General features: G+C 62.2%; 28 protein-coding genes. 19 read left to right on the top strand and 9 right to left on the bottom strand.

What is annotated here, in order from left to right; translation table 11 throughout:
* Entirely contained in the window at positions 1-1,158 is a 1,158-nt protein-coding gene (locus VKV28_00945; GenBank protein HLH75346.1) for a M24 family metallopeptidase, read from the top strand.
* Positions 1,159-1,265: 107 nt separating this feature from the next.
* On the opposite strand, the gene VKV28_00940 is transcribed toward VKV28_00945, so the two are convergent.
* From VKV28_00940 to VKV28_00930, 3 genes are all read right to left on the bottom strand, one after another.
* The gene (locus tag VKV28_00940; protein ID HLH75345.1) at positions 1,266-1,469 is read right to left on the bottom strand and encodes a CDGSH iron-sulfur domain-containing protein; all 204 of its coding nucleotides are present in this window, start codon (positions 1,467-1,469) and stop codon (positions 1,266-1,268) included.
* 89 nt (positions 1,470-1,558) lie between these two features.
* On the bottom strand, positions 1,559-2,491 hold the full coding sequence (locus VKV28_00935) for a DMT family transporter (protein ID HLH75344.1): 933 nt from the start codon (positions 2,489-2,491) through the stop codon (positions 1,559-1,561).
* Positions 2,492-3,265 (bottom strand): undecaprenyl-diphosphate phosphatase, encoded by a 774-nt coding sequence (locus tag VKV28_00930; GenBank protein ID HLH75343.1) that lies wholly within the window; start codon positions 3,263-3,265, stop codon positions 2,492-2,494. It lies immediately after the preceding gene.
* A gap of 161 nt (positions 3,266-3,426) precedes the next feature.
* On the opposite strand from VKV28_00930, the gene VKV28_00925 reads away from it, so the two are divergent.
* Positions 3,427-3,720 (top strand): hypothetical protein, encoded by a 294-nt coding sequence (locus VKV28_00925; GenBank protein HLH75342.1) that lies wholly within the window; start codon positions 3,427-3,429, stop codon positions 3,718-3,720.
* A gap of 88 nt (positions 3,721-3,808) precedes the next feature.
* On the opposite strand, the gene VKV28_00920 is transcribed toward VKV28_00925, so the two are convergent.
* Positions 3,809-4,435 (bottom strand): hypothetical protein, encoded by a 627-nt coding sequence (locus VKV28_00920; protein HLH75341.1) that lies wholly within the window; start codon positions 4,433-4,435, stop codon positions 3,809-3,811.
* Positions 4,436-4,646: 211 nt separating this feature from the next.
* Here VKV28_00920 and VKV28_00915 point away from each other — a divergent pair, with 211 nt between their 5' ends.
* Genes VKV28_00915 through VKV28_00905 form a run of 3 tightly spaced genes read left to right on the top strand, consistent with a single transcriptional unit; the run spans position 4,647 to position 9,101 of the window.
* A complete protein-coding gene (locus tag VKV28_00915; GenBank protein HLH75340.1) occupies positions 4,647-6,002 on the top strand; it encodes a hypothetical protein in 1,356 nt (451 codons plus the stop codon).
* A gap of 5 nt (positions 6,003-6,007) precedes the next feature.
* Positions 6,008-7,258: a serine hydroxymethyltransferase gene (glyA, locus tag VKV28_00910; GenBank protein ID HLH75339.1), complete on the top strand. Its 1,251-nt coding sequence runs from the start codon at positions 6,008-6,010 to the stop codon at positions 7,256-7,258.
* A gap of 37 nt (positions 7,259-7,295) precedes the next feature.
* A complete protein-coding gene (locus VKV28_00905; GenBank protein ID HLH75338.1) occupies positions 7,296-9,101 on the top strand; it encodes a glycosyltransferase family 39 protein in 1,806 nt (601 codons plus the stop codon).
* Between the two features lie 162 nt (positions 9,102-9,263).
* Here VKV28_00905 and VKV28_00900 read toward each other — a convergent pair whose 3' ends face one another.
* On the bottom strand, positions 9,264-10,106 hold the full coding sequence (locus tag VKV28_00900; GenBank protein ID HLH75337.1) for a fumarylacetoacetate hydrolase family protein: 843 nt from the start codon (positions 10,104-10,106) through the stop codon (positions 9,264-9,266).
* A 158-nt stretch (positions 10,107-10,264) separates the two neighbouring features.
* On the opposite strand from VKV28_00900, the gene VKV28_00895 reads away from it, so the two are divergent.
* From VKV28_00895 to grdA, 4 genes are read left to right on the top strand one after another with little or no spacing between them, the layout of a single operon-like run.
* Positions 10,265-11,563, top strand: a complete 1,299-nt coding sequence (locus VKV28_00895; GenBank protein HLH75336.1) for a glycine/betaine/sarcosine/D-proline family reductase selenoprotein B — start codon at positions 10,265-10,267, stop codon at positions 11,561-11,563.
* Positions 11,553-12,824: a glycine/sarcosine/betaine reductase component B subunit gene (locus VKV28_00890; GenBank protein HLH75335.1), complete on the top strand. Its 1,272-nt coding sequence runs from the start codon at positions 11,553-11,555 to the stop codon at positions 12,822-12,824. Before VKV28_00895 ends, VKV28_00890 begins: the two co-directional genes overlap by 11 nt.
* A gap of 18 nt (positions 12,825-12,842) precedes the next feature.
* The gene (gene grdC / locus VKV28_00885) at positions 12,843-14,282 is read left to right on the top strand and encodes a glycine/sarcosine/betaine reductase complex component C subunit beta (GenBank protein ID HLH75334.1); all 1,440 of its coding nucleotides are present in this window, start codon (positions 12,843-12,845) and stop codon (positions 14,280-14,282) included.
* Complete coding sequence (grdA, locus tag VKV28_00880; GenBank protein HLH75333.1) at positions 14,282-14,737, top strand: glycine/sarcosine/betaine reductase complex selenoprotein A; 456 nt, start codon at positions 14,282-14,284, stop codon at positions 14,735-14,737. Before grdC ends, grdA begins: the two co-directional genes overlap by 1 nt.
* A gap of 128 nt (positions 14,738-14,865) precedes the next feature.
* Here the strand turns inward: grdA and VKV28_00875 are convergent, their stop codons facing one another.
* On the bottom strand, positions 14,866-15,297 hold the full coding sequence (locus VKV28_00875; protein HLH75332.1) for a nuclear transport factor 2 family protein: 432 nt from the start codon (positions 15,295-15,297) through the stop codon (positions 14,866-14,868).
* A 19-nt stretch (positions 15,298-15,316) separates the two neighbouring features.
* Positions 15,317-16,534, bottom strand: coding sequence for a CoA transferase (locus tag VKV28_00870; GenBank protein HLH75331.1), 1,218 nt, complete (start codon positions 16,532-16,534; stop codon positions 15,317-15,319).
* 58 nt (positions 16,535-16,592) lie between these two features.
* On the opposite strand from VKV28_00870, the gene VKV28_00865 reads away from it, so the two are divergent.
* The 7 genes from VKV28_00865 (at position 16,593) to mscL (ending at position 20,954) form a co-directional block, all read left to right on the top strand.
* Positions 16,593-17,360 carry a ComF family protein gene (locus VKV28_00865; protein HLH75330.1) on the top strand — a complete coding sequence of 256 codons (768 nt, stop codon included), beginning with the start codon at positions 16,593-16,595 and terminating at the stop codon, positions 17,358-17,360.
* Positions 17,357-17,926 (top strand): class I SAM-dependent methyltransferase, encoded by a 570-nt coding sequence (locus VKV28_00860; GenBank protein HLH75329.1) that lies wholly within the window; start codon positions 17,357-17,359, stop codon positions 17,924-17,926. Before VKV28_00865 ends, VKV28_00860 begins: the two co-directional genes overlap by 4 nt.
* Positions 17,923-18,957 (top strand): phosphoribosylformylglycinamidine cyclo-ligase, encoded by a 1,035-nt coding sequence (gene purM, locus VKV28_00855; protein HLH75328.1) that lies wholly within the window; start codon positions 17,923-17,925, stop codon positions 18,955-18,957. The genes VKV28_00860 and purM overlap by 4 nt, the downstream gene beginning before the upstream one ends.
* Before the next feature lie 25 nt (positions 18,958-18,982).
* Entirely contained in the window at positions 18,983-19,654 is a 672-nt protein-coding gene (purN, locus tag VKV28_00850; protein ID HLH75327.1) for a phosphoribosylglycinamide formyltransferase, read from the top strand.
* Between the two features lie 256 nt (positions 19,655-19,910).
* Positions 19,911-20,174 carry a glutaredoxin 3 gene (grxC, locus tag VKV28_00845; protein ID HLH75326.1) on the top strand — a complete coding sequence of 88 codons (264 nt, stop codon included), beginning with the start codon at positions 19,911-19,913 and terminating at the stop codon, positions 20,172-20,174.
* Positions 20,175-20,208: 34 nt separating this feature from the next.
* On the top strand, positions 20,209-20,478 hold the full coding sequence (locus VKV28_00840) for a hypothetical protein (GenBank protein HLH75325.1): 270 nt from the start codon (positions 20,209-20,211) through the stop codon (positions 20,476-20,478).
* An 80-nt stretch (positions 20,479-20,558) separates the two neighbouring features.
* Positions 20,559-20,954, top strand: coding sequence for a large conductance mechanosensitive channel protein MscL (gene mscL / locus VKV28_00835; protein HLH75324.1), 396 nt, complete (start codon positions 20,559-20,561; stop codon positions 20,952-20,954).
* A gap of 2 nt (positions 20,955-20,956) precedes the next feature.
* Here the strand turns inward: mscL and VKV28_00830 are convergent, their stop codons facing one another.
* Both VKV28_00830 and glpK read right to left on the bottom strand, forming a co-directional pair.
* Positions 20,957-21,622, bottom strand: coding sequence for a DUF1614 domain-containing protein (locus VKV28_00830; GenBank protein HLH75323.1), 666 nt, complete (start codon positions 21,620-21,622; stop codon positions 20,957-20,959).
* A gap of 3 nt (positions 21,623-21,625) precedes the next feature.
* Positions 21,626-23,119 (bottom strand): glycerol kinase GlpK, encoded by a 1,494-nt coding sequence (gene glpK / locus VKV28_00825; GenBank protein ID HLH75322.1) that lies wholly within the window; start codon positions 23,117-23,119, stop codon positions 21,626-21,628.
* Between the two features lie 162 nt (positions 23,120-23,281).
* On the opposite strand from glpK, the gene VKV28_00820 reads away from it, so the two are divergent.
* Genes VKV28_00820 through VKV28_00810 form a run of 3 tightly spaced genes read left to right on the top strand, consistent with a single transcriptional unit; the run spans position 23,282 to position 26,553 of the window.
* Complete coding sequence (locus VKV28_00820; GenBank protein ID HLH75321.1) at positions 23,282-24,646, top strand: glutamate-cysteine ligase family protein; 1,365 nt, start codon at positions 23,282-23,284, stop codon at positions 24,644-24,646.
* A complete protein-coding gene (gene gspC, locus VKV28_00815; GenBank protein ID HLH75320.1) occupies positions 24,647-25,510 on the top strand; it encodes a type II secretion system protein GspC in 864 nt (287 codons plus the stop codon).
* Between the two features lie 11 nt (positions 25,511-25,521).
* Positions 25,522-26,553 (top strand): GNAT family N-acetyltransferase, encoded by a 1,032-nt coding sequence (locus VKV28_00810; protein HLH75319.1) that lies wholly within the window; start codon positions 25,522-25,524, stop codon positions 26,551-26,553.
* Positions 26,554-26,784: the final 231 nt, after the last annotated feature.

Here is a 26,784-nt window from a genome sequence, read left to right as displayed (position 1 = left end):
ATGGAATCGAGCGCGCCCCTGCTCTTTCCGCGCTTCTCGCCAGCCGAGTTCGAGCGCCGCCATCGCGCGGTGCGCGACGCAATGGCGCGCGAGGGCATCGAAGCGTTGCTGATATATGGAACCCCGGGCGGAGCCGAGATCCCATACCTGGTGAATTACTTGCCCGCCTCTCCCTGCTGGTTGCTTTTTCCACGCACGGGCGAGCCCACCGTGCTAGTTCATTTTTTCAACCACATCCCTTGCACCCGTGCCCAGGCAAACATAGAAGACGTCCGCTGGTATGGTCCGACCCCGATTCCCACCCTTGCCGCTCTACTGGAGGAGCGCGGCCTGGCGCAGGCGCGGATCGGGATGGTTAGCCTCAACACCATCCCATACAACCAAGTGATTGAATTAAGCCGGCGGTTGCCCAAACTGGCCCACCTCGAATTCGGCCGCCAGATGAACGCGATCCGCTGGGTCAGAAGCGAAGAGGAAATAACCTTTCTGCGCCGCAGCGGCTATCTGACCGACCTGGCCTGCGAAGCGTTGGAGCACGGACTGCACCCTGGACTGACTGAGCACGAAATCCGTGCGCTGATCGTTGGCGCGTTCAACGGGCAGGAGAGCGACCCCGGTATCCATTTTCTGGCAACTACCAGCATGACGCAGCCCGATCGCTTTGTGCCTTGGCAACGGCCTAGTGCGCGAACGGTGGCCAGCGGTGACGTGCTGATCACCGAGCTGACCGTGAGCTACTGGAGCTACGGCACTCAGATCCATCGCCCCTTCGCGATCGGTGCGCCGCCTGCACCGGTCTATCGCGAGCTATTTGATGTCGCCTGGGAGTGTTACGAAAACATTCGGCGAATCTGCCGCCCTGGCACTACCAGCGAGGAAATCGTGGAGGCCTCGGCAATTATCGAACGGCGGGGCTTTACCACCTATGACAGCCTGTTCCATGGCGAGCGCGGCAAATTCCCCGAACTGGGCAGCGCCTCGGCAGTCCATCCGCGCGAGCCGTGGACGCTTAAGGAAAACATGGTGCACGTGATTCAGCCCAATCCCATTACTCGCGATCAGCGTGCCGGCTTACAATTGGGTGCGGCCGTGCTGGTGCGCCCCGACGGCGGCGAACCGCTGCACAATTATCCGTTCAAGTTCCCGGTCTGCGGCTAGTCTAGGAGCCGGTCGATGCTTCCCCAACTGGGAAGTAGGATTGTGGCTGGCCCGGCTGCGAGCGCGCCCAAAGTCCGAGATCGACCCCGGGCGCGCTCAATTGTCACTTAGTAGGAATTGGGAATCTTGACCCGCCCGCTCTCGTCGTAAACATAAACCTCGCCGGGGTTTTCGTCACGAGTGCCGCGATGGGTGCCGTCGCAAAACGGCTTGTTCTTGGACAGCCCGCAGGCGCAGATCGCCACCGGCAGTTGGGTTCCCTCCGGAACGATAAACGGGGACTGCTTTTCATGCTTGACCAGCCGAGCCATAAGAGTCTCCTTTCGCTCATACGCAGCGGCAAAACTAGCGCAAACCTAGGACGACCACTCCACCTGCGTCAATAAGCCGGTCCGGGCGCTTACAAGCCGGGCGGAACCGGCAGCTCCAGGTTTTGGGCCGTGGCGCGGTCAGGGTTGCCACCCAGAATAAGCGCCACTACTCCGGCCACCGCCAACACCAAGCCTACTAACTCCTGTTCCTTGGCACGCTCGCCCAAAAACAGAATCGCGAAACTGACCGATAAGATAGGCACCCCGGGCACACAGAGCGCGGTGGTCCAGGAAAGCGACAGGCGGCTGATCGCGCCATACCAGGCGAGCGCCCCCAGCGCGTAGGGAATGACGGCGGTGGCAACCACCGGCAAGATTAAATCAGGCTGTCCAAGTTGGCGCCAATCCGGCGCCCCGGCCACTGCCAGCAGAAATCCAAACACCAGCGCGCCATAGCCATAACGAGCCGCAGTCATCTGGGCGGGTGTCAATGGCGGCATCAATTTGAGGGCAACCACGTGGGAGCATTGCCACATCAGCGGCACCCCCAGCAACGCCAGCGCGCCGCGATTGAACGTCAGCGCCCCAGCGCCGAAGACGACGGCGATCGCGCCCAGGATTATCAGGGTCGCCACCGCCTGAATGGGCGTCGGCACCTCTCCGAGCAGCACACCCGCCAATACCAGCGAGTAGATCGGCTCAACCTGCAGGAGCAGCACGCCGCTGATAGCGCTTACCCGGCGCAGACCGAAAATCAGTGCCAAACTGGTGCCCACGGCGCCCAGCAGCGAGAAAATGACCAGCCTGAAGCGATAAGGACGGGCGGTCAGGAGCGCCAGTGACCCCTGGCGGCAGACCAACGGCAGCATGCTGAGCGCAGCTACCGCGTTGGTGCAGGCGCAAAAGAGCAGCGGCTCTATCCGCTGGGCGCTGTAGCGGGTCAGGACCGGCAGGCAAGCGGCGCTCACGGTGGAGACCAAGGCCAGACCCGTCCCGGAAAGAAAGTCTCGCCGCGAGCGCATTTACCCGCGAGTCAGGAAAGCCGCCACGATAAAAGCCGCGGCCAAAAGCCGATAAAGGGCAAATGCTCCGTAGCTACGGTTGCGAACGTAATTAATCAGCACGACAATCGCAAGCAGGCCGAAAACGGCCGCGGCGGCAAAGCCCCCCACCAAATCGTGAATCGAGCCGGCATGGATGAGATCGTGCAACTTGAGCATCCCAGCACCGGCAATAACCGGGGCGGACATCAAAAAGGAGAAATTAGCGGCATCGGCGCGCTCGATTCCCAAGATTCGCGCCATCGTGATGGTGGCTCCCGAGCGGGATACCCCGGGCACGATCGCGACCGCCTGCGCCGCGCCAATCGCAATTGCGTCGCCCACGGTCAGCTTGCGCAGATCACGCACCTGGGAGGCGCGCACGTCGACAATCCACAGAACCACCCCTAGCGCAGCCATCGCGCCGGCAATCAGCAGGGGCGAGCGCAGGGAGGTTTCGGCCTGTTTCTCGAACGCAAAGCCGATAATGGCGGCGGGCACCGAGGCTGCGACCAGCAAGCCCAGCAGGCGGCGCCCCTTGGGATCGCCGCTGGCCAACGAGGCGGCGATCATCCACCAGTCGCGCCAATAGTAAACTAGCAGAGCCAACAAGGTGCCAAGATGAAGGGCCACGTCGAAGGCCAAGCCAGGATCATCCCAATGCAGCAGCCAGGGAATCACGATAAGATGAGCAGAGCTGGAAACCGGCAGAAATTCGGTCAAGCCTTGGATAAGTCCCAGAACAATTGCATGCATGCGCTGATTATCTCCGTTCTTGCGCCACGTATTGGACCGCGCACAATCTGTTAAAAGCCGACATTAGCCCGCCCTATCCTGCCACCGCGAGCTTGCTTATCGACTGCCGGCCGCCAATACTTGAAGCGAAAATAGCCATCGAACGAGAGTAGGCGAAGTTTATGGCCATCAAGCAAAAGGGCCGAGTGATCCCGCTATGGGAGGGGGCAGCGGTCAAACCGCCCGCACCACCCTCCCCTGCCCTGGGTGAGGGGCCGCGCCGTTTTCCGGTGGTCAGCACCCTACCGCGTCTGCCGGTAGTGATTCCCGACGAGATTTTGGATTATTACGGGTGGCTGTTTTGCCAGGGCGGCTTCATTAATTTGCATATGACTTTCGAGCAATTTCTGGCCGTGATCGCCGCGGTCAGTCCGGTCGGCCTGGGCCCGGAATTCCTACCCGGCGGCGCCGACTGAGCTTGGCGCGGCAAGGGCTTACCCCCGCCTCCTGCGATCACCGCTCCGCGCCGCCACTCGACATCGAGCCCTCCAGTTTGGCACTCTTTTAATTGTCTTGGCTTTGACCGCTGGGGGGAGCGCCGACTGTTCTCGGCTGATTCTTGAGCAGCCGGTTGGGCACCCAGATGGTCTGAAACGGGGCAGCATCGTTGGCCGACTTGAGCCCGTTGGCGCTCGCAATCGCCTGCCAATTTGCCGCGTTGCCGGTTACCCGTTGAGCCAGTTTTTTGAGATCCTCGTGCGGTAAAAGAGCGAAGTTGACGCCTCCCTCCGAAGGCTCGGTGGAGGGTGGCGGCAGGGTCGCCGCGAGCCTATCGATTTTGTTAAAGAGATCAAATCGACGGCTGGCCTGGTAGCTCTGGACCTGGCTTTCGGGCACATACTCTGTACGCACATTTACGATGATTCGGCTCTTTTTGGGCCCTAATGGGGTGACCGTTACCTCGTAGCGGTAACGCGGTTTCTCCCCCGCCATCGAGCCGAAGAAAGTGGCCGGATTATCGGCTGGCTTCCACAGCGTAATCAGGGTGTCCTCGGCCTGCTGAGGATCGAATAGAATACCGTCGCCACGCAACACGTCTTCGGTCAACTGGAAAGCTTGGTCGGCAGGAAAATTGACTTCGTGCACTTCGCCCACCGTGATCTCGCTCCAAGCAGGCCTGGGAGCGGGCACCAGGCTGTAGCCTGTAGCGACAACAAGGACTAAAAATAAAAACGTACGCGGACGTTTCATGGGCACCGTGAAAAGCTAAACTTCCTTTACGAAACCATGCGCAGCCCCGCAGTGCAAGAAAGCCCGCGGTCAATTGAGCGCAGGCCCGGCGTAGCCTATTCTGAACCGCGCGCCGCGGCGCGTCGGCGCTGGCTGAGAGAGTGTTGGAATAATGGCAGACGATTCCCTCAAACAGCATGTAGTGGCGGTAGTGGGCGGAGCCACGGCCGGCTCCGAAGTCGCTCGTATCCTGGCCGAGCGCGGGGCAGTGGTGTTCGTGATCGAGCAGAACCCACGACCTTACGGAAAAATCGAGGACGGCTTGCCACGCTGGCATCGCAAGCAGCGGCTGGAAGAATATCGCGCCATCGATAGTCGTCTGAGCCATCCTAATATCGAGTTCGTGCCACGGACTAGCCTGGGCCGCGATGTCCATTTCGAGGACTTGGTCCACAACTGGGAACTAAGCGCACTGGTCCTGGCCCATGGCGCCTGGCGCGATCGCCCCTTCCCCGTAGAGGGCGCGGATCGCTTCGTGGGCCGCGGCCTGGTTTATCAAAACAGTCTCATCTATTGGTTCAATCATTACCCCGAAGCGGGGTATGACGGACCACGCTACGATGTGCCGGGCGGCGTGCTGGTGGTCGGCGGCGGCTTAGCCTCGATCGACGTGGTCAAGGTGCTTCAAATACATGTCGTACTGACCGCCTTGGCCCAACGCGGCCTTGAAGCGCAAATGGAAGAGCTGGAGCGCGAGGGGCTGGAACCGGTGCTCAAGCATCACGGCCTGACCTGGGACGATCTCAAAATCGCGCCGTGCCGGCTCTATTATCGCCGGCGGGTGCTGGATATGCCGCTTTCGGACATCCCCTCTGAAGCTAACCCCAAGCGGGCCGAAATGCTGCGCCAGGCGCGGGCCAAAATTTTGGAAAAGGCCCAGCGGAAGTATCTTTTCGAGTTTCAAGAGTCCAGCGTGCCCACCGCCATCATCGAGAACGACGGGCGCTTGGCCGGCCTGGTTATCAGCCGGACCGAACACAGCGACGGACGGGTTCGGCTGGTACCCGGCAGCGCCCAGGAAATTCCCGCCACGATGGTGGTCAGCTCGATCGGCAGTATCCCGGCCGAGCTGGCGGGTTTGCCCTGCGAGGGCGAGGTCTACAGCTATGTTGATCGCGCGCGCGGGCTGCTGATGGCGGAGCCGACCCTGGTGTTCGCTGCCGGCAACGTACTTTCCGGCAAGGGCAATATCAAAGATTCTCTGGAAAGCGGCAGCGAAATCGGCCAGCGCCTGGCCGAACAATACCTGGGTCTTGCGGGGGACAAGTTCAAGCCCGGCGAGGCGGAGCGGCGCCAGGCTGAAGTCCAGGCTCAAGCGGTAGCCGAGATGGTCGCCGCTAAGCCAGCCTTGCCTGCCGCTACCGTGGCGCGCCTGCGTGAGCGCTTCCGGCAGCGGCAACGGGCGGTGGGCTATGATGGTGACTATCGCCAATGGATTGCGCGCGTCACTCCCCCCGATCTGCAATAGAGGCTATGGAACATCTGCGACAAATCGACCCCGACATCTATCGGCTGATTCAACAGGAAGAGCGCTATCAGCTCGAGAGTGTGCGCTTAATCCCCTCGGAAAACTACGTTTCGACGGCGGTGTTGGAAGCTACAGGCTCGGTGCTGACCAATAAATATTCCGAAGGCTACCCGGGCAAGCGCTACTACGAAGGCCAGCGCTATATCGACGAACTTGAAACGCTCGTCATAGAGCGCGCAAAAGCCCTGTTCGGGGCCGAGCACGCCAACGTCCAGCCCTACTCAGGCTCGCCCGCCAACCTGGCAGTCTATTTTGGCCTGCTTCAGCCCGGCGACACCATAATGGGGCTGGCGCTGCCGCATGGCGGCCATCTGACCCACGGCTGGAACGTCAGCATAACCGGCCGCTTCTGGCGCTCGGTGCAGTATCAGGTGGATCGGGAAACCCACCGCATAGACTACGACGCGGTGGCTGAAATGGCTCGGCGCGAGCGGCCGCGCATCATCGTCGCGGGCGCCACCGCCTACCCACGCCAGTTCGATTTCGCGCGCTTCGGCCAGATAGCGCGCGAGGTTGGAGCCTATTTCCTGGCCGATATCTCCCATATCGCGGGTTTGATCGTGGCCGGCGTCCACCCCAGTCCTTTGCCCGACGCCGACGTGGTTACCACCACCGCGCACAAGACTTTGCGCGGACCCCGCGGAGCGATGATCCTGTGCCGTCAGGCGCTGGCGGCACAGATCGATCGCGCGGTCTTTCCCGGCCTGCAGGGTGGTCCGCACAATCACACTACCGCCGCCATCGGAGTGGCGCTCAAGGAAGCCGCGACCCCCGCCTTTCGCGCCTACGGCGCCCAAATCGTGCGCAATGCCAAGGTGCTAGCGGATGAACTGTTGGCGCGCGGCTTCAGTCTGGTTTCGGGTGGTACCGACAACCACCTGATCCTGATTGATTTGACCAACAAGAAATTGCACGGCAAGCCCGGCGCCAAGGCGTTGGATCGGGCCGGCTTGATCTGCAATTACAACACCGTTCCCTATGATCCGCGCAAACCCTTTAGCCCCAGCGGTATCCGACTGGGTACGCCGGCGGTTACCTCACGCGGGATGGGTGAGGCGGAAATGCGCCAGATCGCGGCCTTTATCGATCGCGCCATTGGCGCCGCCGACAACGAAACTGAAATCGCACGCGTGGCCGAAGAGGTTCGGGAGCTGTGCCGCCGGTTTCCCGCCCCCGGAATTTTGCTAGGTGATTAAGCGCTTTTTCACGCTTGGCGCTCTCAAGTGGTGAGTTTTGCAAGATCCCTTGACCGATCCGACTGCACTGTCGCCTTCGACCTTCGACCCTGGCGCTCAGCCGCCGCCCGCACAGGGTGAGCTCGCGCCCGCTGGCGAACGCCAACTGTCCATCTGGACTTCCTATTTGGCCGCGCCGTCGTTGGCTTATCCGCTTCTGCTGGCCACCTGCGCCAGCTTGTTTTTTGTCAACCTGGGCGGCTTTCCGATCTACACCAAAGGCGAAGCGCGCGAAGCGGTTACCGTGCTGGACATGATCAAGGGGCATTCGCTGGCGACACTGCTCTTGCCGATGCGGGCCGGGTTGGAGATTCCCTCCAAGCCCCTGCTGATGCATTGGCTCATCGCACTGTGCGCCTGCGTGGTTGGCCTCAATGAATGGGCTGTGCGCTTGCCGTCGGCGCTGCTGGCCACGATGGCGGTATTATGCTGTTACGGTTATGTCCGCCGCCTGTTCGACGACTTGAGCGGCCTATTCGCTGCCCTGGTTCTCGCCACCAGCCTGCAATTTCTTCAGCAGGCGGTCGGCGGCCGCGTCGATATGACGCTGACTTTCTTCATGGAGCTGGCTTTCTTCGAATTCCTTGCCATGGCCGAGGGGCTAACCACCCGCCGCCTGCTGCTGTATGGGGCGCTGGCCCTGGCGGTTTTGGCCAAGGGTCCGGTGGGCTTGCTACTACCCGCGCTTACCGCGGCCGGCTATATCGCGCTGGAGCAACGATCGGATTTGCTGGGTCGGATGCGCTTACCCGCCGGAGCCACGATGGTCGCGGTGATAGCCGGTGGCTGGTATCTGGCCGCGATGGTTATTGGTGGACGCGCCTTTTTCGACAAGCAGGTACTGGCCGAAAATATCTTCACTTTTTTGTACCATCGCGGCGTCAGTGGCGGTCACGGCCATCCCTTTTATTATCTTGATCTCGCCCTGCTGGCCGGCTTTTTGCCCTGGACATTTTTGGTGCCAATAATGGTCACCACATTGGCCGCTCCGGATTATTACCGCAATCCGCGTGTAAGATATTTGATTCTATGGTTTGTGCTGGTGCTGTTATTTTATAGCTTCGCCTATAGCAAGCGCGGAGTTTATCTACTGTCGCTCTACCCAGCTTTGGCCGCCGCGATGGGTCTGGCGCTTGCCCAAGCCTCCCGTAGCAAACCGTCACGCTGGCTGCCGGCACTCACCCGCGCTACCGCTTGGTTCAGTTTGGGCGCCGCCGCCGTAGCCTCGCTTGGCGTGTCACTTTTGCTGGCACGCCCGCAAGCGATGGCGGCGATACTGTCCTGGAGTGGGATCAAAGTTGCCGTTTTCACCTCGCATCTGGCCCTCGGTGTCAGGCAGGATTGGGGGGCGGCCGGTGCGCTGATCGCAGCTCTGTTCGCGGTGGGCTATCTATTAATGCGCGGTCGTCCCGATCACGTTCGCGTATTGAGGTTAGTCGGCGGCTTGACTGCGACCATGGCCGCGCTAAGCATGATTACCGCTTTGTTCGTGGCCCCGGCGATCGCTGATACCCTCTCGCTCAAGGCTTTTTCTCTGGCCGCCACTCGCATCATAGGCGATCAGTCTGCCGCCTATCTCTACTACCTGGATTACGGCGTGGCGTTTTACAGCGGCCGGACGATGCCGCTGCTGGAGTCGCCCACGGCCAGCCATCCCAGTTATTTAATCGCCGGCGCCGTGGTCTATGAGGCCGACAAAAACAGCACGCTGAGTGACTACCATCCCGTGCTGGCCAGCAATCCCACCGACTTCGACGGCAGCGGGGTTACGCTGTTGCTGCACCGCACCAGCTCCGACCGCTAACAGGGTGCGGAAAAAATTTCGGCACCTGTGTCCGCTTACGAAAGGCGGGTCCCCATCCCCATGACCGGCCTCAGAGGCGCGACTGGGTCTGAAGTCGGTGGGTGGGGGCGTTGTCCAGGATCCACAGCTTCTCGGGCGTAACGGCTTTTGCGACGCGCGACACTAGCGCGGCTTGAAATCCGAGCCCAGGGCCACCCGCCGCACCGCATCGGAGTCGGTGGGCTGGTGGCCTATCTTGTGCGGCGGTGCCGGAATCTCGTTGACCCGATTGCTCAGCCGCCCCACCCCGCTGACCTCAACTTCGACCAGGTCGCCCACTGCCATCGGCCGCGAGTTGGCGGGCGTGCCGCTGTAAAGCACGTCACCGGGCATCAGCGTGATATGGCGGCTCAAGTCGGCGAGCATGTAATCGATCCCAAACAGCATCCCTTCAACCGTGTCCTCCTGCACCACCCGTCCGTTGAGATAGGTGCGCAGCCGGGAGCGGCGAATATCGATCCCGCTGACGATTCCAGGACCGATCGGAGACATACCGTCCATCCCCTTGACCCGCAGCATCGAGTTACTGTCGGTCTCGCGAAAGTCGTGCACGCCGACGTCGTTGCCGGGAGCAAAGCCGGCGATATAGTCCCAGGCTTCGGCTGGTGCCACATTGCGCATCGGCTTGCCGACGATCACCGCGATTTCGCCTTCATAGTTGATGAGCTTGCAATCGGCCGGCTTGTTGAGTAGACCGCGATGGACGTTAAGGGCGCTGATCGGTTTGTGAAAATAAGTCGCCGCCGGTTTGCCGTTGCCGTGCAGCTCGCGAAAGCGGGCGGCGAAATTGACGTGCACGCAAATCACCTTGGTCGGCGTGCAGGGAGGAAGGTAAATCGCCTCCGCCTCGGCGATTTCCCGCCCGTCGGGGAGTCGCAAGTGATCTCCCTCGGGCCGCACCCAGCGCGCCTGCCCCTCGTGCAAAATCCGGCGCCATTCCTGCCGCGGACCGTCCAGAACGCTCATAACCATCTCCTCGGGCGAGCTGCCGCTTGGGCCGGAAAACCTCGCCATGCGCTTTTTTTGCGATTTAACCATTGCGCCAGCCCGCCGGCCAGTTCTGCCCGCTGACAAAATGGACTAAATATAGAGACTATCATCGACAGGTGGCACCGGAGGCGACGATGGAACCTATCCGAGTCGTACACTATCTAAATCAGTTCTTCGGCCAGCTCGGCGGCGAAGAGGCCGCCGGTGCCAAGCCACGAATCCAAGCTGGCCCGGTCGGTCCGGGCCGCCAATTGCAGGCTCGCCTGGGTGAGCGGCTGACAATCGTGGCCACCGCGATTTGCGGGGACAACACCTTCGCCGACCATCCCGAGAGCACGGCGCGCGAGCTGAGCGCGCTTATCTTACCCTACCGGCCTCACATGGTGATCGCTGGCCCAGCCTTCAATTCCGGTCGCTACGGCTTTAGCTGCGGCCAGCTTTGCGCCGCAATGGGTGCGGTCGGAATTCCTGCGTTAACCGGTATGTACGAGGAAAATCCCGCGGTCGAACAGTTCCGCTCTCAGACCCTGATCGTGCGCACCGGTGCCACCGCTCGCCATACCGCGCAGGCCCTCGATGCGATAGCCGAGTTGGCGCAACGCGTGGCCCGCGGCGAGAATATCGCGTATCCGGCTCAAGTCGGCTGCTTCCCGGCCGGGATGCGGCGCGGAACCATCCGCGCGCAAGAGGCCGCCACGCGGGCCGTGGATATGCTGCTGCGCAAGCTTGCCGGCCAGCCCTTTGTAAGCGAAATCAGCCGGCCCACTTTCAGCCCCGTCGCACGCGCCGCGATGCGCCGGCCCTTGTCGCAATCAACCATCGCGCTGGTCACCGACGGCGGTCTGGTGGCACGCGGAAATCCCGAACGGATGCCTAACGGTTACACCGACCGGTTTACCGCGGTTTCCATCGCAGGCCTGAGCCGCCTCACGCCCGAAGCGGTGGAAGTCAACCACGGCGGCTACGATACGCAGTTCGTCAACGCCGACGTCAACCGGCTGGTGCCGTTGGACGCCGCGCGCGAACTGGAACAGGAAGGCGTCTTCGCCCACCTGTACGAAACCGTCTATGCAACCGCCGGCTTGGGGATGGCTCTGAGCAACGCCCGCGAGATCGGTCGCCAGATCGGCCAACGGCTGGCCGAAGCCAAGGTTGACGGCGCCATTCTCACCTCCACTTGAGGTACCAGCACACGCTGCGGCGCAGCGCTGGCCAAAGAGATCGAACGGGTGGGCGTGCCGGTGGTGCAGATCTGCTCGATGCGCCAAGTGGCAGAGATGGTCGGTTCGCCGCGAATCGTCACCGGCAAGAGCGTGCTTCATCCCACCGGCGACCCAACCCTGGACGAAAGCGGCGAGCGCGCCCTGCGCCGGCGCACCTTGGAGAGCGCGCTTGAGATGCTGGCCGCCGGTGAGCATTCCGATGCGGCTTGAGTGGCGTCTGACTCACGTCGCACGCGCCGAGTTCGGGCCCACCGCGATTAGCGGTGGATGCCTGCGGGTGGCGCACCAGGAGCTGTGCGCGCTGCTGGCCCAGGACCGGCGCCTGCAGGCAATCGACCTAGAGATTGTCAATCCCGGCGAGCAATGTCGTATCACGGACATCTTTGATGTCTTCGAGCCCCGCTTCAAACCGGCCGGGCCTAATTTCCCCGGCCTGCTGGAGCCGCTGCGACGGGCCGGCGACGGCGTGAGCGCGGTCGCACGCGGCGCGGCCGTCATGGTACTTAACAGCTTGGCGGATAATTACCGCAAGACCGTGGAGATGAGCGGGGAGGCGGCTGCCCTCACCCCCTATTCGCGCACCGCCAATATCTGCATTCGTTCGCGGCCAGCTCCCGGGGTGAGTCGCGACAGCTATTATCGCGCGCTCAAGGAGTTGGGCGCGCGCGCGGCGGTGTATCTGGGCCGGGCGGCCGAGCGCGCCGGGGCCGACGAGGTGGAGTTCTTCACCCTGGAAGATAGTTCTGCGCGCAGCCGGGCCTTACCCCGAGTCGCGTACATTTTTGCAATTGCCTCGCAGCAACGTCCGACCACCAGCGATCCGATTCTTTACGGCGACAATGTCCGCCAGCTCATCCCCACCGCGCTCCATCCCAACGAGATAATCGACGGCGCGGTGCTGGCGCCGTACTGGAACTTCGGTAGCGAAAGCTACACGGTACAGAACCATCGCACCGTGCTGGAACTGTATCGTCGTCACCGCCGCGAACTGAACTTTACCGGGGTCATCGTGATGGTCGCTGCCGAAGTGGAGGAAGCCCGTACGCGCAATGCGATCATCGCTTCGGGTCTGGCGCGCCATGCGCTGCGCGCCGACGGTGTCATCATTACTAAATACGGCGGCGGGATTCCCGAATCGGTTGCGATGGAGACCTACGAAGCCTGCCAGGAATTGGGAGTCAAGGGCACAATCGTGATCTGGGCCCATGGCGGCGACGGCCGCATTGAAGGCTCGCTAACGGTCATCTCGCCTCACGCTGACGCTTTGGTAAGTTGCGGTATCAACGAGGAACGTCTGGAGTTGCCGCCGATAGCGCGCGTGGTCGCCGCCGCGCCCGCCGCTCAGGCGCTGATTGCGCAACCCGACGGCAGCTTGAAGCCGGCCGCGGGAGCGCTGCAGTTACGTATCTTGGCGCTGGCAGGAGCGGCCGACCAGCTCGGCGGCGGCCGGCGCTCCAGCGAGGAATATTAAAACGGCGGTGCATATTCGATGATTCGTCCCGCGCTACTGGGCGCAAGCACCGTGCTGGCCCATACTCCCAGCCTAATCGCGTTGGGATCCAAGCCCAGCCGCGAGATTGCGCGCGATGGGAGTCTTTATTCCAGCCTGCTCGACCACGTGCGCGATTTTCCTCGTGTCGTCGGCTATGCCCCTAATCAAGCCTTTATCGGCGCGATTCATCCGAGAGAAATGGGGCCGCGGCCCTATTTTGATCAGCTCATTCAAGGCGCCTCGCGCTATGCGCGCGACGGCGAGATCATGCCCGAGCAGGAGTTTTTCGGCCTGATGGCGCTGGCCGATCGCTTCCAGCTGGTGCGCCTGGCGCCAAGCTTGGCAATCTCGGCGACCGCGGCCCTGCGCGACCATCCGCTGGCCGCCACCTGGGAATTGGATCGCCTGGCGCTGGCCGCGGGTAACGTGGAGGAAGCACTGGCCAATGGCGCCACCCCGATTTATCGCGCAGGCAGTTTGGCGGCAACCATCTCGCCCGGTCACCCACAGGATTCGAATTTGAATGGAGCGATTCTGGCCGAGAATCTGGCCTGCAAGGCCAGTGGTGCGCTGGCTCTAAGCCATCTGTTGGCACATCACGACTTCGCTCCCGCCAGTATCGATTACGTCCTGGGATGCGCCGAGGAAGCGGTGGGCGATCGCTATCAGCGCGGCGGCGGCAATATGGGCAAGGCGATCGCCGAGATGGCGGGCTGCGTGCAAGCCTCGGGCGCCGACGTCAAGAACTTCTGCGCCGCCCCGCTACCCGCCCTCGTAGTCGCGGCCAGCCTGGTCGCGGCCGGCGTCTTCGGCCACGTCGCTGTGGTCGGAGGCGGCTCGTTGGCCAAGCTGGGAATGAAATTCCAGGGCCATTTGCAGCATGCGATGCCGGTGCTGGAAGATACTTTGGGCGCGGTCGCGGTGCTGATCGGGCCCGACGATGGCCGCTCACCGCTGCTGCGGCTGGACTGCGTGGGGCATCATCCGGTTGCCTCGGGCGCGGCCACCGAAGCGATCCTGGACTCTCTGCTGGTCGCTCCGTTGAGCCGTTTGGAGTTGCGCCTCACTGACATTGACCAGTTCGTCACCGAGCTGCACAACCCTGAAATCACCGAACCCCAGGGTAGCGGCAACGTGCCCGAGCGCAATTACCGGATGATTGCCGCGCTGGCGATCCGGCGCGGGTTATTGGCACGCACTGCCCTGGAGTCCTTTATTGCCACACGTGGCCTACCCGGTTTTGCTCCCACCCAGGGGCATATTGCCTCGGCTTTCTGCTACCTGGGTCACGCGCGCCGAGCCCTGATGGCGTCGCAAGGCGCGCGCCGGATAATGTTGATGGCCAAGGGCTCGCTGTTTTTGGGCCTGATGACCGAGCAGTCGGACGGAATGTCGCTTCTGCTCGAACGCAATCCACGACTGGAGGAAAAAGGATAATGAATTTTGCCGGCACCAAAGTTATCGTAATCGGCGAGCGCGACGGCGTGGCCAGCCCGGCGATTGCCGCCTGCGTGCAGGCCGCCGGCGCCGAGGTGGTCCTGGTCGTCACCGAATGCTTCGTTTGAACCTCGGCAGGCGCAATGGACCCGCGCACCCAACAGGCGATTATCGACGCCGCTGCCAAGTACGGCCGCGACCAGTTGATCGTGCTGCTGGGCACGCCCAGCCCGGAGGCCGCCGCGATCGCGGCCGCCACCGTGGTCACGGGCGATCCGACTTTCGCGGGACCATTGGCCGAGACCCAGTTGGGTCTCTCCGTCTATCACATCCTGGAAGATGAGGTTCGCGCCGCGCTCGATCCCAAAGTGTACGATGAGCAGGTCGGGCTGATGGCCGAAGTGCTGGAGGTCAGCGCCTTGACGGCGGCACTGGAGGAAGCCCGCGCCCAGTGAAGCCGGGTGTCGGCAATGTAAAGCTGGAAAGTGTTGCCGGACTTGCGTGCTTCAACTTAAACAGCGTCAGCTCGCACTGGTTCTTGCTCTGCTCGCGCAGCGATGGCGCCCTGGCGGCAACCGCGCTTTCAGCTCTTGGTCAGCTCGCTCTTGGCGGTCATTCCGGTATCGACGAAGACGCGCCGTCGCGCCATCAGCCAGCGCCCATTTTCCTTGCGCAGGACGTCGCGGTAACCACCCACGGCCGCTAGCTCGGTGCGTCCGTGCCAAGTCTTGTAGTAGAGGAAATAGCAACTGCCGGTGCCGTTTTCTCCTTCCAGTTCGGCGGCGACATTGGTGATGAAATGGCGCGGCTTCATCCCGCCTAGAGACTTGAGATACTGTTCGGCGAATTCGCGTAGGCCGGCGCGTCCCTGTCGGCGCCCCAGAACGGGATGCTCCACGCAAGCATCCTCGGTGAAGCAGTCCAGCCAGTCGTCGATCTGGCCTTCGTCGATACTGTTGGCGTAGCGCATGTATAGCTGACGAACCTGTTCCCAGTCATCAAGTGGTTGGGCCATCGTCATCCCGCCTTCGCGATCAAATTGCTCCCGCTCGGCGCAGTTCTTCGACCTCGTCCCAGCTGTAGCCGAGGGTTTCGGTCAGAATCTGCTCGGTGTGTTCCCCCAACTCCGGTGCTCGACCGCGGGCATCGCCCGCAGTCGAACCAAATTTCACCGGCAGTCCCACCAGTTTCATCAAACCATGCATCGGATGTTCGTACTCGACCACGTACTGATTAGCAAGGACCTGGGGGTCGTCCATCAGATCCTCGATTCGATTGATCGCGCTGTAGATAAGCTCGCCCTGCGCACGAAATAGCTCGAGCCATTGGGCCAGCGGGCGGCTGGCAAAGATCTGATCCAGCACGGCGATCGCCGCCGCGCGATGTTCTGTGCGCGCGGTATGGTTGGCGAAGCGCGGATCGCTGACCAAATCGGGACGTCCAACCAGCTCGCACAGGGTAGCCCAGTAACGGTCCCCCTGTATCATCCCCAAAGCGATCCATTTGTCGTCCTGGCATTTGTAATGGTTCCACAGCGGATTGGCGGCCGCCTCGCGGGTGGGCGTGCCCATCGCTCGCCCCTGGATACCGGCTGCCGACACGGTCAGCCCTTGCAGAGCAACCATGGCGCCCAGATGCGAGGTGTCCAGGCGCTGACCAACGCCGGTGCGCTCCCGCGCGAGCAAGGCCACCATGGTGCCGTAGGCCAGCATAATCGCTCCCATCTGATCGGCGATTCCGCCCACGATATAGCACGGCATCGCCGCCGGCGGCGCACTGGCCAAGTACATAAAACCCGAGCGCGCCTGCCCCAGGTAATCCAAAGCCCGTTCCTGGCTATCGGGGCCATCGGGGCCGTAACCCGAGGCGCTGGCGTAAATCAAACGCGGATTGAGTTTGCATAACTTGTCATATCCCAGCTCCAACCTTTCGGCCACGCCCTGGCGAAAATTCTGCACGAAGACGTCGCTGCGCTCGACCAGGCGATGGACGATTTGACGACCGACAGCGGTCTTGAGGTCAACCGCCAAGCTTTTCTTATGGCGATTGCAGGCTTCAAAGTAAAAATTGGGACCGGCCGGATCGACCTGGAGACCCCCGATCGAAGACATCCCACGGCCTGGATCGCCGCTGCCGGTCTGTTCGACTTTGATCACCTCTGCGCCCAGATCGGCCATCATCGTGGTGGCGGTCGGACCGAGCTGCCAGATCGTCCAATCCACCACTCTGATTCCCTCCAATGGTTTGTCCATCGCCTTGTCCCTTCATCCCGAGTTGAAATTGCCTGCGCCAGCTTCTAACAATGCCATCATGGCGGTGACGGGTGCTTCGGCCTCCCCTTCCCGGCCCAGAGCCTGGGCGGCGTGGGGGCTTAATTTTCTCTTTCCTTTGCGCTGCGCCGGATGCAACCGGCTGGCGCCCTCGGGAAGCCAAGCTCGCATTTGCCTGACGTGCGCGCAAACCGTCCGCCCTCCGGGCGAACCGCTGTGCTTGACCTGCGGTCTGCCCCTGGCTGGCGCCAGCCAGGGGCAGCGATGCGCTCGCTGCGTACGTAACCCGCCCTACTTCAATCAGGCCCGCGCTCTGGCCTGTTACGATGCTTCCGCCGAGCCTGAGGGCAATATCCTGGCATCCATTTTGCGCCGTCACAAATACGGCCCCAATCAAGCGCTGGGGGCGGTGCTGCACGAGCTGCTCCAGCGCGACTGGCCGTTGGCCCCGCGCTACGACTTGGTCGTGCCCGTCCCCTTGCATCCGACCCGCCTGCGCTGGCGCGGCTTCAACCAAGCGGCGCTGTTCGCAGCCGCGGTGGCGCGCCATCGCGATTATACGCTGGGAGCCAGTGTCCTGGCCCGAGTGATAGCAACTCCGCCGCAAACCGCTCAAGATTTCGCCAGTCGCCAGCGCAATATCCACAACGCCTTCGCCCTCCGCTATCCTGGCGCGGTGGCCGGCAAACGCATCCTGATGGTGGACGACGTGCTAACCACCGGTGCCACGGTTAACGAATGCGCCCGCGTGCTGCGCCGGGGCGGGGCGGCGGAGGTCGATGTGCTGACTGTTGCACGCGCGCTATGAGCTTGAATGAGCGCGCCGACTGGGATCTGCGCCATCGCGAGTGGCGGGGCGCCGGACCCGAAAGCTTTGTGCTGGAGCTGCTACCCCTGTTGCCCCGCGGCTTAGCCCTGGACGTGGCCTGCGGAGCGGGCCGGCACAGCATTTTCCTGGGCCGATGCGGCTACCGGGTCCACGCCGTGGATTTTTCGCTCGCAGCTATCGAGCACCTGGCACGCAGCGCGCGGCAGGAGCGCTTGGAAAAGGTGCAGTGCCTGGTCGCCGACTTGGAGCATTATCCTCTGCCCGCCGACTATTATGACCTCATCGTGAATATTAATTACCTCGACCGCCAATTGATACCGCGGCTCAAGCGCGCGCTCAAACCCGGGGGCGCACTGCTGTTCGAAACTTTTCTGATCGACCAAGCTCAGGTCGGCCATCCCAGCAATCCCCGCTTTCTTCTCGGCCATTACGAATTGCGCGAACTGATGGCGGGCCTGGAACTGACCCGCTATCGGGAGTGCCTAACCGTCAGCCCCGAGGGGGTCAAGTCCTGGCGCGCGGGCGCACTGGGGCGGCGGCAATGAGCGCGGCGGGTCTGACCTATCGCGGCGCGGGGGTTGATATCGACCTCAAGCAACGGCTAGTGCCGCTATTTCGAGGTTTAGCGAAAATCGCGCCGGGGTCTGGAGTCAGGGGCGGGATTGGCGGTTTCGGCGCCTTGCTGGAGCTACCCCATCCCGAAAGCAGGCCCGTGCTGGTGGCGGGCACCGACGGGGTCGGAACCAAGTTGAAAATCGCGGTCCTGATGGATCGGCACGACACGGTAGGAATCGATTGCGTGGCGATGTGTGTCAACGACATTTTGTGCGCCGGCGGCCGTCCCTGGTTTTTTCTCGATTACATCGGAATCGGCAAGCTGCGCGCCGGGGTTGCGCTGGACCTGGTCAAAGGTATTGCGCGCGGTTGCGCGCAGGCGGGCGCTGCGCTGGTAGGCGGCGAAACCGCTCAACTTCCCGGCCTCTACCCGCCCGGCGAGTATGACCTGGTCGGTTTTGCGGTGGGTGTAGCCGAGCGCACTCGTATCCCAGATCCCAAGCACTTGCGCGCGGGCGACGTTCTGGTTGGACTACAAGCCAGCGGTTTGCATTCCAACGGCTATTCGCTGGCCCGCCAGGCGCTGCTGGAGCGAGGCAAGCTGAAACTGAACCGGCGGGTCGCGGAGCTGGGCTGCACGCTGGGTGATGAATTGCTGCGGCCCACCCGCATCTATGCCAAGGAGGTCCTGGCGCTGTTCGCCGATTTCAAGCTCAAGGCAATTGCCAATATCACCGGCGGCGGCGTCCCCGAAAATTTGCCGCGGATTCTGCCGGGCAACCTGCGCGCCCAGGTACGACGTGGCGCTTGGCCCGTCCCGCCCATCTTCGAGCTGATCCAGCGCTGCGGTGCGATCGGCGCGGCGGAGATGGAGCGCACGTTCAACCTCGGGCTGGGCATGATCGCAATCTTTGACCCCGCCGAGGTCGATGCGGCGCTCACCTATTTGCGCCGGCGCCGGCTAGCCGCCTATGTTATCGGAGAGCTGAGCCGGGGGCGGCGCGGCGTGAGCTACGTTTGAACGCGCCCCCGCGCCACCGCTTCAGATGGCCACACAATTGCCGCCAGTACGCCTTGGGGTTCTTATTTCGGGCACAGGCTCCAACCTGCAAGCCATCATCGACGCCATCGCGCAGGGTCGCCTGCAAGCTGAAATCCGTCTGGTGATTTCCAATCGCCCCTTGGCACCCGGGCTACGGCGAGCCCAGGAAGCGGGACTGCGCACGCTGGTGATCGATCATCGCGGTTTCGCCTCCCGCCAGGAGTTCGATCGGCGGCTGCGCGAGGCGTTGGAAGAAGCCGCGGTTGAGTTGGTAATTTTAGCCGGTTTCATGCGCTTACTCTCGCCCGTGATGCTGGAGGGCTTTCCCGACCGCATCATGAATATCCACCCTGCCCTGCTCCCGGCCTTCCCCGGCCTCAACGTGCAGCGAGCGGCGATCGAACACGGAGCAAGATTTTCGGGTTGCACGGTGTTTTTTGTCCGGGAGGGAATCGACGACGGCCCAATCATCGTTCAGGCGGTGGTCCCAGTTTATCCCGATGACAGCGAGGCGGACCTGGCCCGTCGCATCCAGCTCCAGGAGCACCGCATCTACCCGCAGGCGATCGCGCTCTATCAGCAAAGGCGGCTGCACATCAGCGGCCGGCGAGTGCTCATCAAGGATTGGGACACGAGCAACGCCAGCGCCGCGCTGATTAATCCCGAGCCGGACTAATTGACTGTTCGCCGGCGATATTTAGAGCCAGGCCACCTGGCCAGGCTTGGCCGAGCGAGTCTACTATCTGTGGACAAACCGGCTCTTGCCCACAACCTTGCGACTCAGCGCAATTCATAGCGCCAGCGTTATCAACAGCTTCACCACTGTCCCGGCGTTTGAGGTTACATACTGCCTACCTTTGCTGTTGGGCGGCATGCCCCTATAATTATAAACGGCGGTGGATTAGCGCTTTCATCAAAGGAGGTACCCCGAGTTGGCTCGAGTAGAGGTATACACCCAGAAAATCTGCCCGTACTGCGTTCGGGCCAAGGCTCTGCTGAGCCGTAAGGGGATCAAGTACGAAGAGATCGACGTCACCGACGATGTCGAGCTACGTACCCGTATGGTAGAACGGGCAGGTGGCCGACGAACCGTGCCGGAAATCTTCATCAACGGCGAGATCGTAGGCGGTTACGACGAACTAAAAGCTCTGGATGACCGCGGCGAGCTCGATCGCCTGCTGGCGCAGGCCGGCTGAGCCTTAAACAACGGCCAAGCTCTAGGATAAGTCGATGGCCGAGGGGATATTCGATCCGGACCGCTTTCCCGACAACTTTTATAGTGGTCAGGTTGTGCGGTTGAGCCGAGCCGACTACTCGGGAACGGTGCGCTCCGATAGCGGACGCGAATACCGGTTCAAATTTCCCTTTGTCAGCGTGATCGGGGCCCGAATTGGCGGCATTGCCCCGGGTTTCGAGCAGCTCAGCGTAGGCGCGCGCGTGGCCTTCGATGTAGGCTGGAATTCCAAAGGGTTGGTGGTCACCACGCTCAAGCGCTTGTAGTCCGCGCTGTCCACGGGGAGCCTGATTTGGTTTCTCCTCCGGGCCGGCCCCTGCTAATGACCTTGCAGGAGGACTGGCCGATGCTGGACGGATTCAAAAAATTTCTATTACGCGGCAACGTCGTGGATATGGCGGTGGGAGTGGTAGTAGGGGTGGCCTTCAACGGCGTGGTCACCGCCTTGGTAAAGGATCTGATAACCCCGCTGATCGCGGCGGCCGGCAGAAAGCCCAATTTCAGTGCAGTCAATTTTCACCTTCACGGCGCAACCTTCATGCTTGGCGATTTTCTCAACGCGCTACTTTCGTTCCTGATGATCGCGGCGGTGGTTTATTACCTGGTCGTGATGCCGGTCAACGCCCTGGTCGCGCGCTTTACTCCAGCGTCGGTAGTCAACACCAAGGCGTGTCCGCAATGCGCCAAGGAGATCCCCTTGGCGGCCCATCGATGCCCCTACTGCACCTCCACTTTGGGCTGAATTTAGGCCAGCAGCACTGCCACAATTCCGGCCACAAAGACGCCGTCGAAGGTGCCTGCTCCGCCGATCGAGACCATCGGCGCATGCATTTGCGAGATGCGGGCGAGATTGGCCAAATCGGCACCAATCAGGCATCCCATGGTGCCGGCAACGTAGGCGATCGACGCCCGCCGGCGTTTATCCACCAACCAAGCGGCCATGGCGGCGACGATCCCGGGCAGCAGCGTGGGCACCGCGATCCCGACGCCGGGCACAATTTGGGCCACGCGATGAACGATCACGGCCACCAGCGCGGTGGCCAGCGTGGCGCGCAGCAGCCCGCCCAGGCGCAAGAGCAGATAGAGCGACAAGAGGGTAGGAATCAGCGCGCCGCCCAAGTTAATCGCAATCACCGTGTGGCCCACGCTAATCACGGGCGGGGAAACATAGGGCACTCCAAACACATAGATGGTCTGTCCGGCGACCATCTGCCGAGTGCTTACCGAGGCAACCGGGATGTTAATCAGGCTGCCAGCGATAGTGAGCAGGAGCAAAGATGTAATCGCACGGTGGGAGATGCCCAGGCGTGCGTAGGCATACTCAATCACCCCGATTTCGATAAAGGCCACCAGCACTATAAGCAACAGCGCCAGCAGCCCCAGCATCGGCGAGCTTACCGGAGGATACATCGGCTACTTTGTCGGCGGCGGTTGAGTTAGGATCCGACCCACCGCGGCGTGCCAGCCCCGCACGCGTCGGGTACGCTCGCGGCTGCTGATGCGCGGAAGAAAACGGCGCACCTTCGCCTCTGTTAGGGGCGGCGGTGCGGGCCACAGCCCGCAGGCCATGCCGGCCAGTTTGGCGGCGCCCGCGGCAGTCGCCTCCAGCAAGCTCGCGCGTTGCACCGGGCGGCCCAGCAGGTCGGCCTGGAATTGAAGCAGGTAATCGTTGGCCGCCGCGCCCCCGTCAGCTTGCAGCCGGACGATTCGCTTGCCGCAATCGCGCTCCATCGCGCTCAGCACGTCAGCGACCTGGTAGGCGATGCTTTCCACCCCAGCACGCACGATGTCCGCCGCGGTGGTGCCACGGGTCAAGCCCACGATGGCACCGCGCGCTTCGCTATCCCACCAGGGCGCGCCCAAACCAACGAAGGCGGGCACGAAATAGGTCTGGTCAGCGTTGGGGCTGGCACTGGCGATTAAACGTTCGGTATCTGCTGCCCGTTTGATCAACTTCAGGCCATCGCGCAGCCATTGCACGACCGCTCCAGCGACAAAGATGGAGCCCTCCAGCGCCGCCGCCGGCTCGCCCTGCGGACCCAGGGCCAGCGTGGTCAGCAGGCGGTTGCGAGAGGTAACCAACCGCGTCCCGGTATGCATCAGCATGAACGCGCCGGTGCCATAAGTCACTTTAGTATCGCCCGCGCTCACGGCGTCCAGGCCAAACAGCGCCGCCTGTTGATCTCCGATCGCGCTTGCGATCGGCAGCGCGCGTACCCCGATCATCCCGGCCGCGGTTTCCGCCAACGGCCCGCGCGAGGGCACCACTTTGGGCAACATCTCGGGCGGTACCCCAAACAGATCCAGCATCACGGGATCCCACTGACGGGTACGCAAATTAAGCAACAAGGTGCGCGAAGCGTTGGTATAATCGGAGACATGGACCTGGCCGCCCGATAGGCGGTAAATGAGCCAACTTTCGATGGTGCCAAAGCACAGCTTGCCGCGTGCCGCCCGCCGCCGCAGCAAGGGAGAGCTGTCAAGCAGCCATTTGAGCTTGCTGGCCGAGAAGTAGGGATCCAGCAATAGCCCGGTGCGCCGGCGAATTACATCTTGGTGGGCTCTCATCTCTCGGCAGATCTCCGCACTGCGCCGGCACTGCCAGACGATGGCCGGCGCCACCGGCTGGCCGCTGGTCTTATCCCACACCAGCAGAGTCTCGCGCTGGTTGGCCAGGCCGATGGCGGCAATGTCGCTTGCCCGCGCGCGCGCTTGGCGCAGGGCACGAGCGGCCAGCGCGCGCACCGAAGCAAAGATCTCTTCACCGTCGTGCTCGACCCATCCCGGCCGCGGATAGTACTGACGGATTTCACCGTAGGCGCGCGTTACCAGCTTGCCGTTATCATCCAGGAGCAGCACGGTGGTGCCGGTAGTACCCTGATCGATAGCCATCACCAAAGAAGCCATAGACACTCTTCCCGCCAGCGCTTGGTGCGTTGCTTGGCACCTTAAGTCACTAACTCGCCCAGAAACAACCGCGAGCGCGGGGCTGGCTTGCCTCTGGCGCGCTCGATGGCCATGATAGCCGCAACTGGCACGGGGGAGCGGGGCCACCCCCTGAAGGGGCTGATGAGCGAAGAAATCCGCAGCATCGCGGACTTGATCCGCTATTTTTCCGAGGGCGCCAAGGCACGTGAGGATTGGCGGATCGGGACGGAATACGAAAAGGTCGCGGTCTTCGCCGACAGTGGCTACGCGATCCCCTTTTCCGGCCCGCGCGGCGCCGAGGAAATTCTGCGCCGGCTGGCCGATCGCTACGGTTACCAGCCCGAGGAAGAAGAAGGCCGCATCCTGGCGCTCAAGGCGCCAAACTCATCGATCACCTTGGAGCCTGGCGGCCAGATCGAGCTTTCGGGCGAGCAATGCGTCGACATCCACTGCGCCTATGCGGAATTCAGCCAGCATGTGGCACAACTGCGCGAAGTGGCCAGCGGCCTGGACGTCGCACTGCTGGGTCTGGGGATGCAGCCGCGCAGTCGTTTGGATCAGATCGAGCTGCTGCCCAAGACTCGCTATCGCATAATGTATCCGTACATGGCTCGGCGCGGCGGTCTTGGGCAGCGAATGATGAAGCAGACTGCCGGGGTCCAGGCCAACCTCGATTACAGCGACGAAGCGGACGCGATGCGCAAGCTGCGGGTGGCAATGGGGATCGTGCCGTTGCTCTATGCGATCTTTGCCAACTCGCCCCTGAGCGACGGCGGGCTTAACGGCTATCTCAGCTTTCGCGGACGGGTCTGGCTGGATACCGATCCCGACCGCTGCGGGATCCCACCCTTCGTTTTCAACGAGCAGGCGGGCTTCGAGGACTATGCCCAGTATGCCTTGGACGTGCCGATGTATTTCATCATCCGCGACCATCGCTACCTGGATCTGACGCGCCCGCCGGGGCTGAGCTTTCGCCAGTTCCTGGATCGCGGATTCGAGGGTGCTCGGGCCACCATGGAAGATTGGGCCAACCATCTGACCACGATCTTTACCGAGGCCCGACTCAAGCGCTATCTGGAATTGCGTACGCCGGACAGCCAACCGCCGGCCCTGATGTTGGCCTTCCCCGCCCTGTGCAAGGGACTGCTCTATGATCTCGATTGCACCCTGGCGGCCTGGGATCTGGTCAAGCGTTGGAGTCCGGAGCAGCGCTGGGCGCTCACTACACTGGCTCACAAGGCAGGGCTGGAAACCCGGCTGGCAGGTATCCGTTTGCGCGATCTGGCTTTGGAGTTGTTAGAAATTGCCATGTCCGGCTTGAGCCGCCAGGGCGCATTGAATGCGCGCGGCGACAATGAGAGCATATACCTGCTGCGCACGCTGGACTTGGTGCGCGGCGGCCACAATCCGGCCTCGCTGGTGGTGGGGCGCTGGAAAGGACCGTGGAATTACGATTTTGGACGGCTGGTCGCGGGCACATCGTACGACAATGAGGAGTGGGCTTAAGTGCGGTTTGCCATCTCTGAGAAATCGGTAGTCGCGCTCAACTTTGCGTTGATTGCAGGTTGTTCCTACTTCGCCGCGCATGGCGTCAACCAGCTTGTCGCAGCCCATTTCAATTTGCCGCCGGCGGCCAGTAGCGCCCTTGAAGAGCCATTACCAGCCAGCGCCCTGACCCGCGCCGTCTACGAACTGGTGGTCCAGCGCGATATCTTCAACGCCTACAAACCGCCGCCCGCGCCCGTCGCGCCCGTGGTCATGGACCTGCATCTGACTCTGACCGGCACCTCGCTTTTGAGCAAATCGAAACCCTTTGCGATTATCGAAGATCAAGCTACACGCGAGCAGAACCTGTACCGCTTGGGCGAGACCATTCCCAACGCCGGACCGTTGGTGAAAGTCGAAAAGGCGCGGGTCCTGATCAATCACGACGGTAAGCTGGTGGCGCTCGAGATACCCAGCAACGGGATGCCTCAGGCGCAACCGATGCAGGGCCTTCGGCGCGGCTTTCCCGGCCGTTTGTTGCGAAGCGACGTCCATCCGGCGGGCAAAAATAACTATGTGATCGACCGCAGCGCCGTGCAGCGTAACCTTCAGAACCTAGGCCAGCTTTTTACTCAGATGCGGGCTGTCCCCAACTTGGCCGGCGGTCAGACCGACGGCTTTCGCCTATCCGAGATTCAGAGCGGTTCACTGTTCCAACAGATGGGGCTGCAGGACGGCGACGTGGTCACCTCAATCAATGGCCAGCCTTTGAACGATCCGACCCAAGCCATCGCCTTGTTCAACACGCTACGCAACGCGAGCAACATTTCGATGGAAGTCGAGCGCGGGGGACAGCCGGTGACCCTCACTTACAACATTCAATAATTCGATAATCGATGCTATTGCGTAGCGCGCGGCCCAGCGAACGAGATCAGGTCCTCGATTTACTGGCCGAGTGGTACCATGATCGCGACTTTTTTGCGCGCTATAATCATCACGATCCCGCCTTTAGAGACGACTTCTGCCTGGTGGCCGAAGAGGGACACCGCATCGCCGCTACCCTGCAGATTTTCGATCGCCAGATCAATCTGGCTGGCGAGCCAGTGAGGCTGGGCGGGATCGGTTCGGTCTACACCAGCCCCTCCCACCGCCGGCAGGGCTTAGCTTCGGCTTTGCTCGAGCTGGCCGCGCGGCGGATGGTCGACGAGGGCTTCGAACTGTCGCTGCTCTTCACCGATCGCACCGACTACTATCAGCGCTTTGGGTGGGAAGCAGCCGAACGGCAGTTCACCCCCTTGTTCAATCTCGCCTCGATCCCAGGCTCCTCAGCGCCGGACGACCTGGCGCTGTTCGCTCCGGGGCGAGATCTCGCCGGGGTGATGGAAGTTTACCAGGAATACAGCGGTCGCTGCGATTTGACCGTGTGCCGCGATTCGCGCTACTGGCTGGGGAACCTACAGTATGCTGGCAATCCCGACGAATACTTCGTGGTTCGCGGCACCGCTACGCACGTCCGCGCTTACGCGCGCGCGATGCGTTTTTTCGATTATCCAATGGTGATGGAATACGGCTGCCGGCCCGGCGACCAGGCCTCGCTGCTACCGCTATTCAAGCATCTGGGTGAAGTCGCCAACGGCTCCGCGCGGGGCCTAGGCTCCGGCGCCTGCTCTGCCTTGGCACCCGCTAATCCCAGTCAGCCCACTGGACTGCTGGTCACCCATTCGGCTCACGATAGCAAGCTAGAACAAGGGCTGGTCCAGGCTGGCGTCAGCTTGATGCATCACAGTGACCGTCTGTACATGTGGCGCGTCCTACTGCCCGAGCGCATTGGCGCGCGCCTGGGCGTGCGGCCTGAAGAGGCCCAACGGCGCCTAATTGAACTGGCCAGCTCGCCACAGTCCCTGTACTGGACGGCGGATCGTTTCTAGCCCGTTTCGCTGCATCCCCCCGAGTACGAGGACAAATTTCGAAAGCATGGCCAATTGTACCTATCTATTGCAGTAGCAGGCCGATTACGTCGATAATTTAGTGCAGTTTTGTCGGCGGCACCGGCACGCGGGCAGGCGTGCCCGGGATGTGGAGGTGGCGGAGATGGAAAGCGGCATTGGGCGCGCCGCGCCTTGGTGTATCCCCTACGCATTAACCCTAGCTTTTGTGCT

Source organism: Candidatus Binataceae bacterium, assembly GCA_035294265.1.
Lineage (GTDB): Bacteria > Desulfobacterota > Binatia > Binatales > Binataceae > DATGLK01.
The sequence above is the reverse complement of the archived record's forward strand: the minus strand, read 5'-3'. Positions and strand labels throughout refer to the sequence as shown.

Excerpts from the sequence above, each read along its gene's own strand:
- VKV28_00945 (HLH75346.1), top strand. The coding sequence starts at position 1 with ATGGAATCGAGCGCGCCCCTGCTCTTTCCGCGCTTCTCGCCAGCCGAG.
- VKV28_00940 (HLH75345.1), bottom strand. The coding sequence starts at position 1,469 with ATGGCTCGGCTGGTCAAGCATGAAAAGCAGTCCCCGTTTATCGTTCCG.
- VKV28_00935 (HLH75344.1), bottom strand. The coding sequence starts at position 2,491 with ATGCGCTCGCGGCGAGACTTTCTTTCCGGGACGGGTCTGGCCTTGGTC.
- VKV28_00930 (HLH75343.1), bottom strand. The coding sequence starts at position 3,265 with ATGCATGCAATTGTTCTGGGACTTATCCAAGGCTTGACCGAATTTCTG.
- VKV28_00925 (HLH75342.1), top strand. The coding sequence starts at position 3,427 with ATGGCCATCAAGCAAAAGGGCCGAGTGATCCCGCTATGGGAGGGGGCA.
- VKV28_00915 (HLH75340.1), top strand. The coding sequence starts at position 4,647 with ATGGCAGACGATTCCCTCAAACAGCATGTAGTGGCGGTAGTGGGCGGA.
- glyA (HLH75339.1), top strand. The coding sequence starts at position 6,008 with ATGGAACATCTGCGACAAATCGACCCCGACATCTATCGGCTGATTCAA.
- VKV28_00900 (HLH75337.1), bottom strand. The coding sequence starts at position 10,106 with ATGAGCGTTCTGGACGGTCCGCGGCAGGAATGGCGCCGGATTTTGCAC.
- VKV28_00890 (HLH75335.1), top strand. The coding sequence starts at position 11,553 with ATGCGGCTTGAGTGGCGTCTGACTCACGTCGCACGCGCCGAGTTCGGG.
- grdC (HLH75334.1), top strand. The coding sequence starts at position 12,843 with ATGATTCGTCCCGCGCTACTGGGCGCAAGCACCGTGCTGGCCCATACT.
- VKV28_00875 (HLH75332.1), bottom strand. The coding sequence starts at position 15,297 with ATGGCCCAACCACTTGATGACTGGGAACAGGTTCGTCAGCTATACATG.
- VKV28_00870 (HLH75331.1), bottom strand. The coding sequence starts at position 16,534 with ATGGACAAACCATTGGAGGGAATCAGAGTGGTGGATTGGACGATCTGG.
- VKV28_00865 (HLH75330.1), top strand. The coding sequence starts at position 16,593 with ATGGCGGTGACGGGTGCTTCGGCCTCCCCTTCCCGGCCCAGAGCCTGG.
- VKV28_00860 (HLH75329.1), top strand. The coding sequence starts at position 17,357 with ATGAGCTTGAATGAGCGCGCCGACTGGGATCTGCGCCATCGCGAGTGG.
- purM (HLH75328.1), top strand. The coding sequence starts at position 17,923 with ATGAGCGCGGCGGGTCTGACCTATCGCGGCGCGGGGGTTGATATCGAC.
- purN (HLH75327.1), top strand. The coding sequence starts at position 18,983 with ATGGCCACACAATTGCCGCCAGTACGCCTTGGGGTTCTTATTTCGGGC.
- VKV28_00840 (HLH75325.1), top strand. The coding sequence starts at position 20,209 with ATGGCCGAGGGGATATTCGATCCGGACCGCTTTCCCGACAACTTTTAT.
- mscL (HLH75324.1), top strand. The coding sequence starts at position 20,559 with ATGCTGGACGGATTCAAAAAATTTCTATTACGCGGCAACGTCGTGGAT.
- VKV28_00830 (HLH75323.1), bottom strand. The coding sequence starts at position 21,622 with ATGTATCCTCCGGTAAGCTCGCCGATGCTGGGGCTGCTGGCGCTGTTG.
- glpK (HLH75322.1), bottom strand. The coding sequence starts at position 23,119 with ATGGCTTCTTTGGTGATGGCTATCGATCAGGGTACTACCGGCACCACC.
- VKV28_00820 (HLH75321.1), top strand. The coding sequence starts at position 23,282 with ATGAGCGAAGAAATCCGCAGCATCGCGGACTTGATCCGCTATTTTTCC.
- VKV28_00810 (HLH75319.1), top strand. The coding sequence starts at position 25,522 with ATGCTATTGCGTAGCGCGCGGCCCAGCGAACGAGATCAGGTCCTCGAT.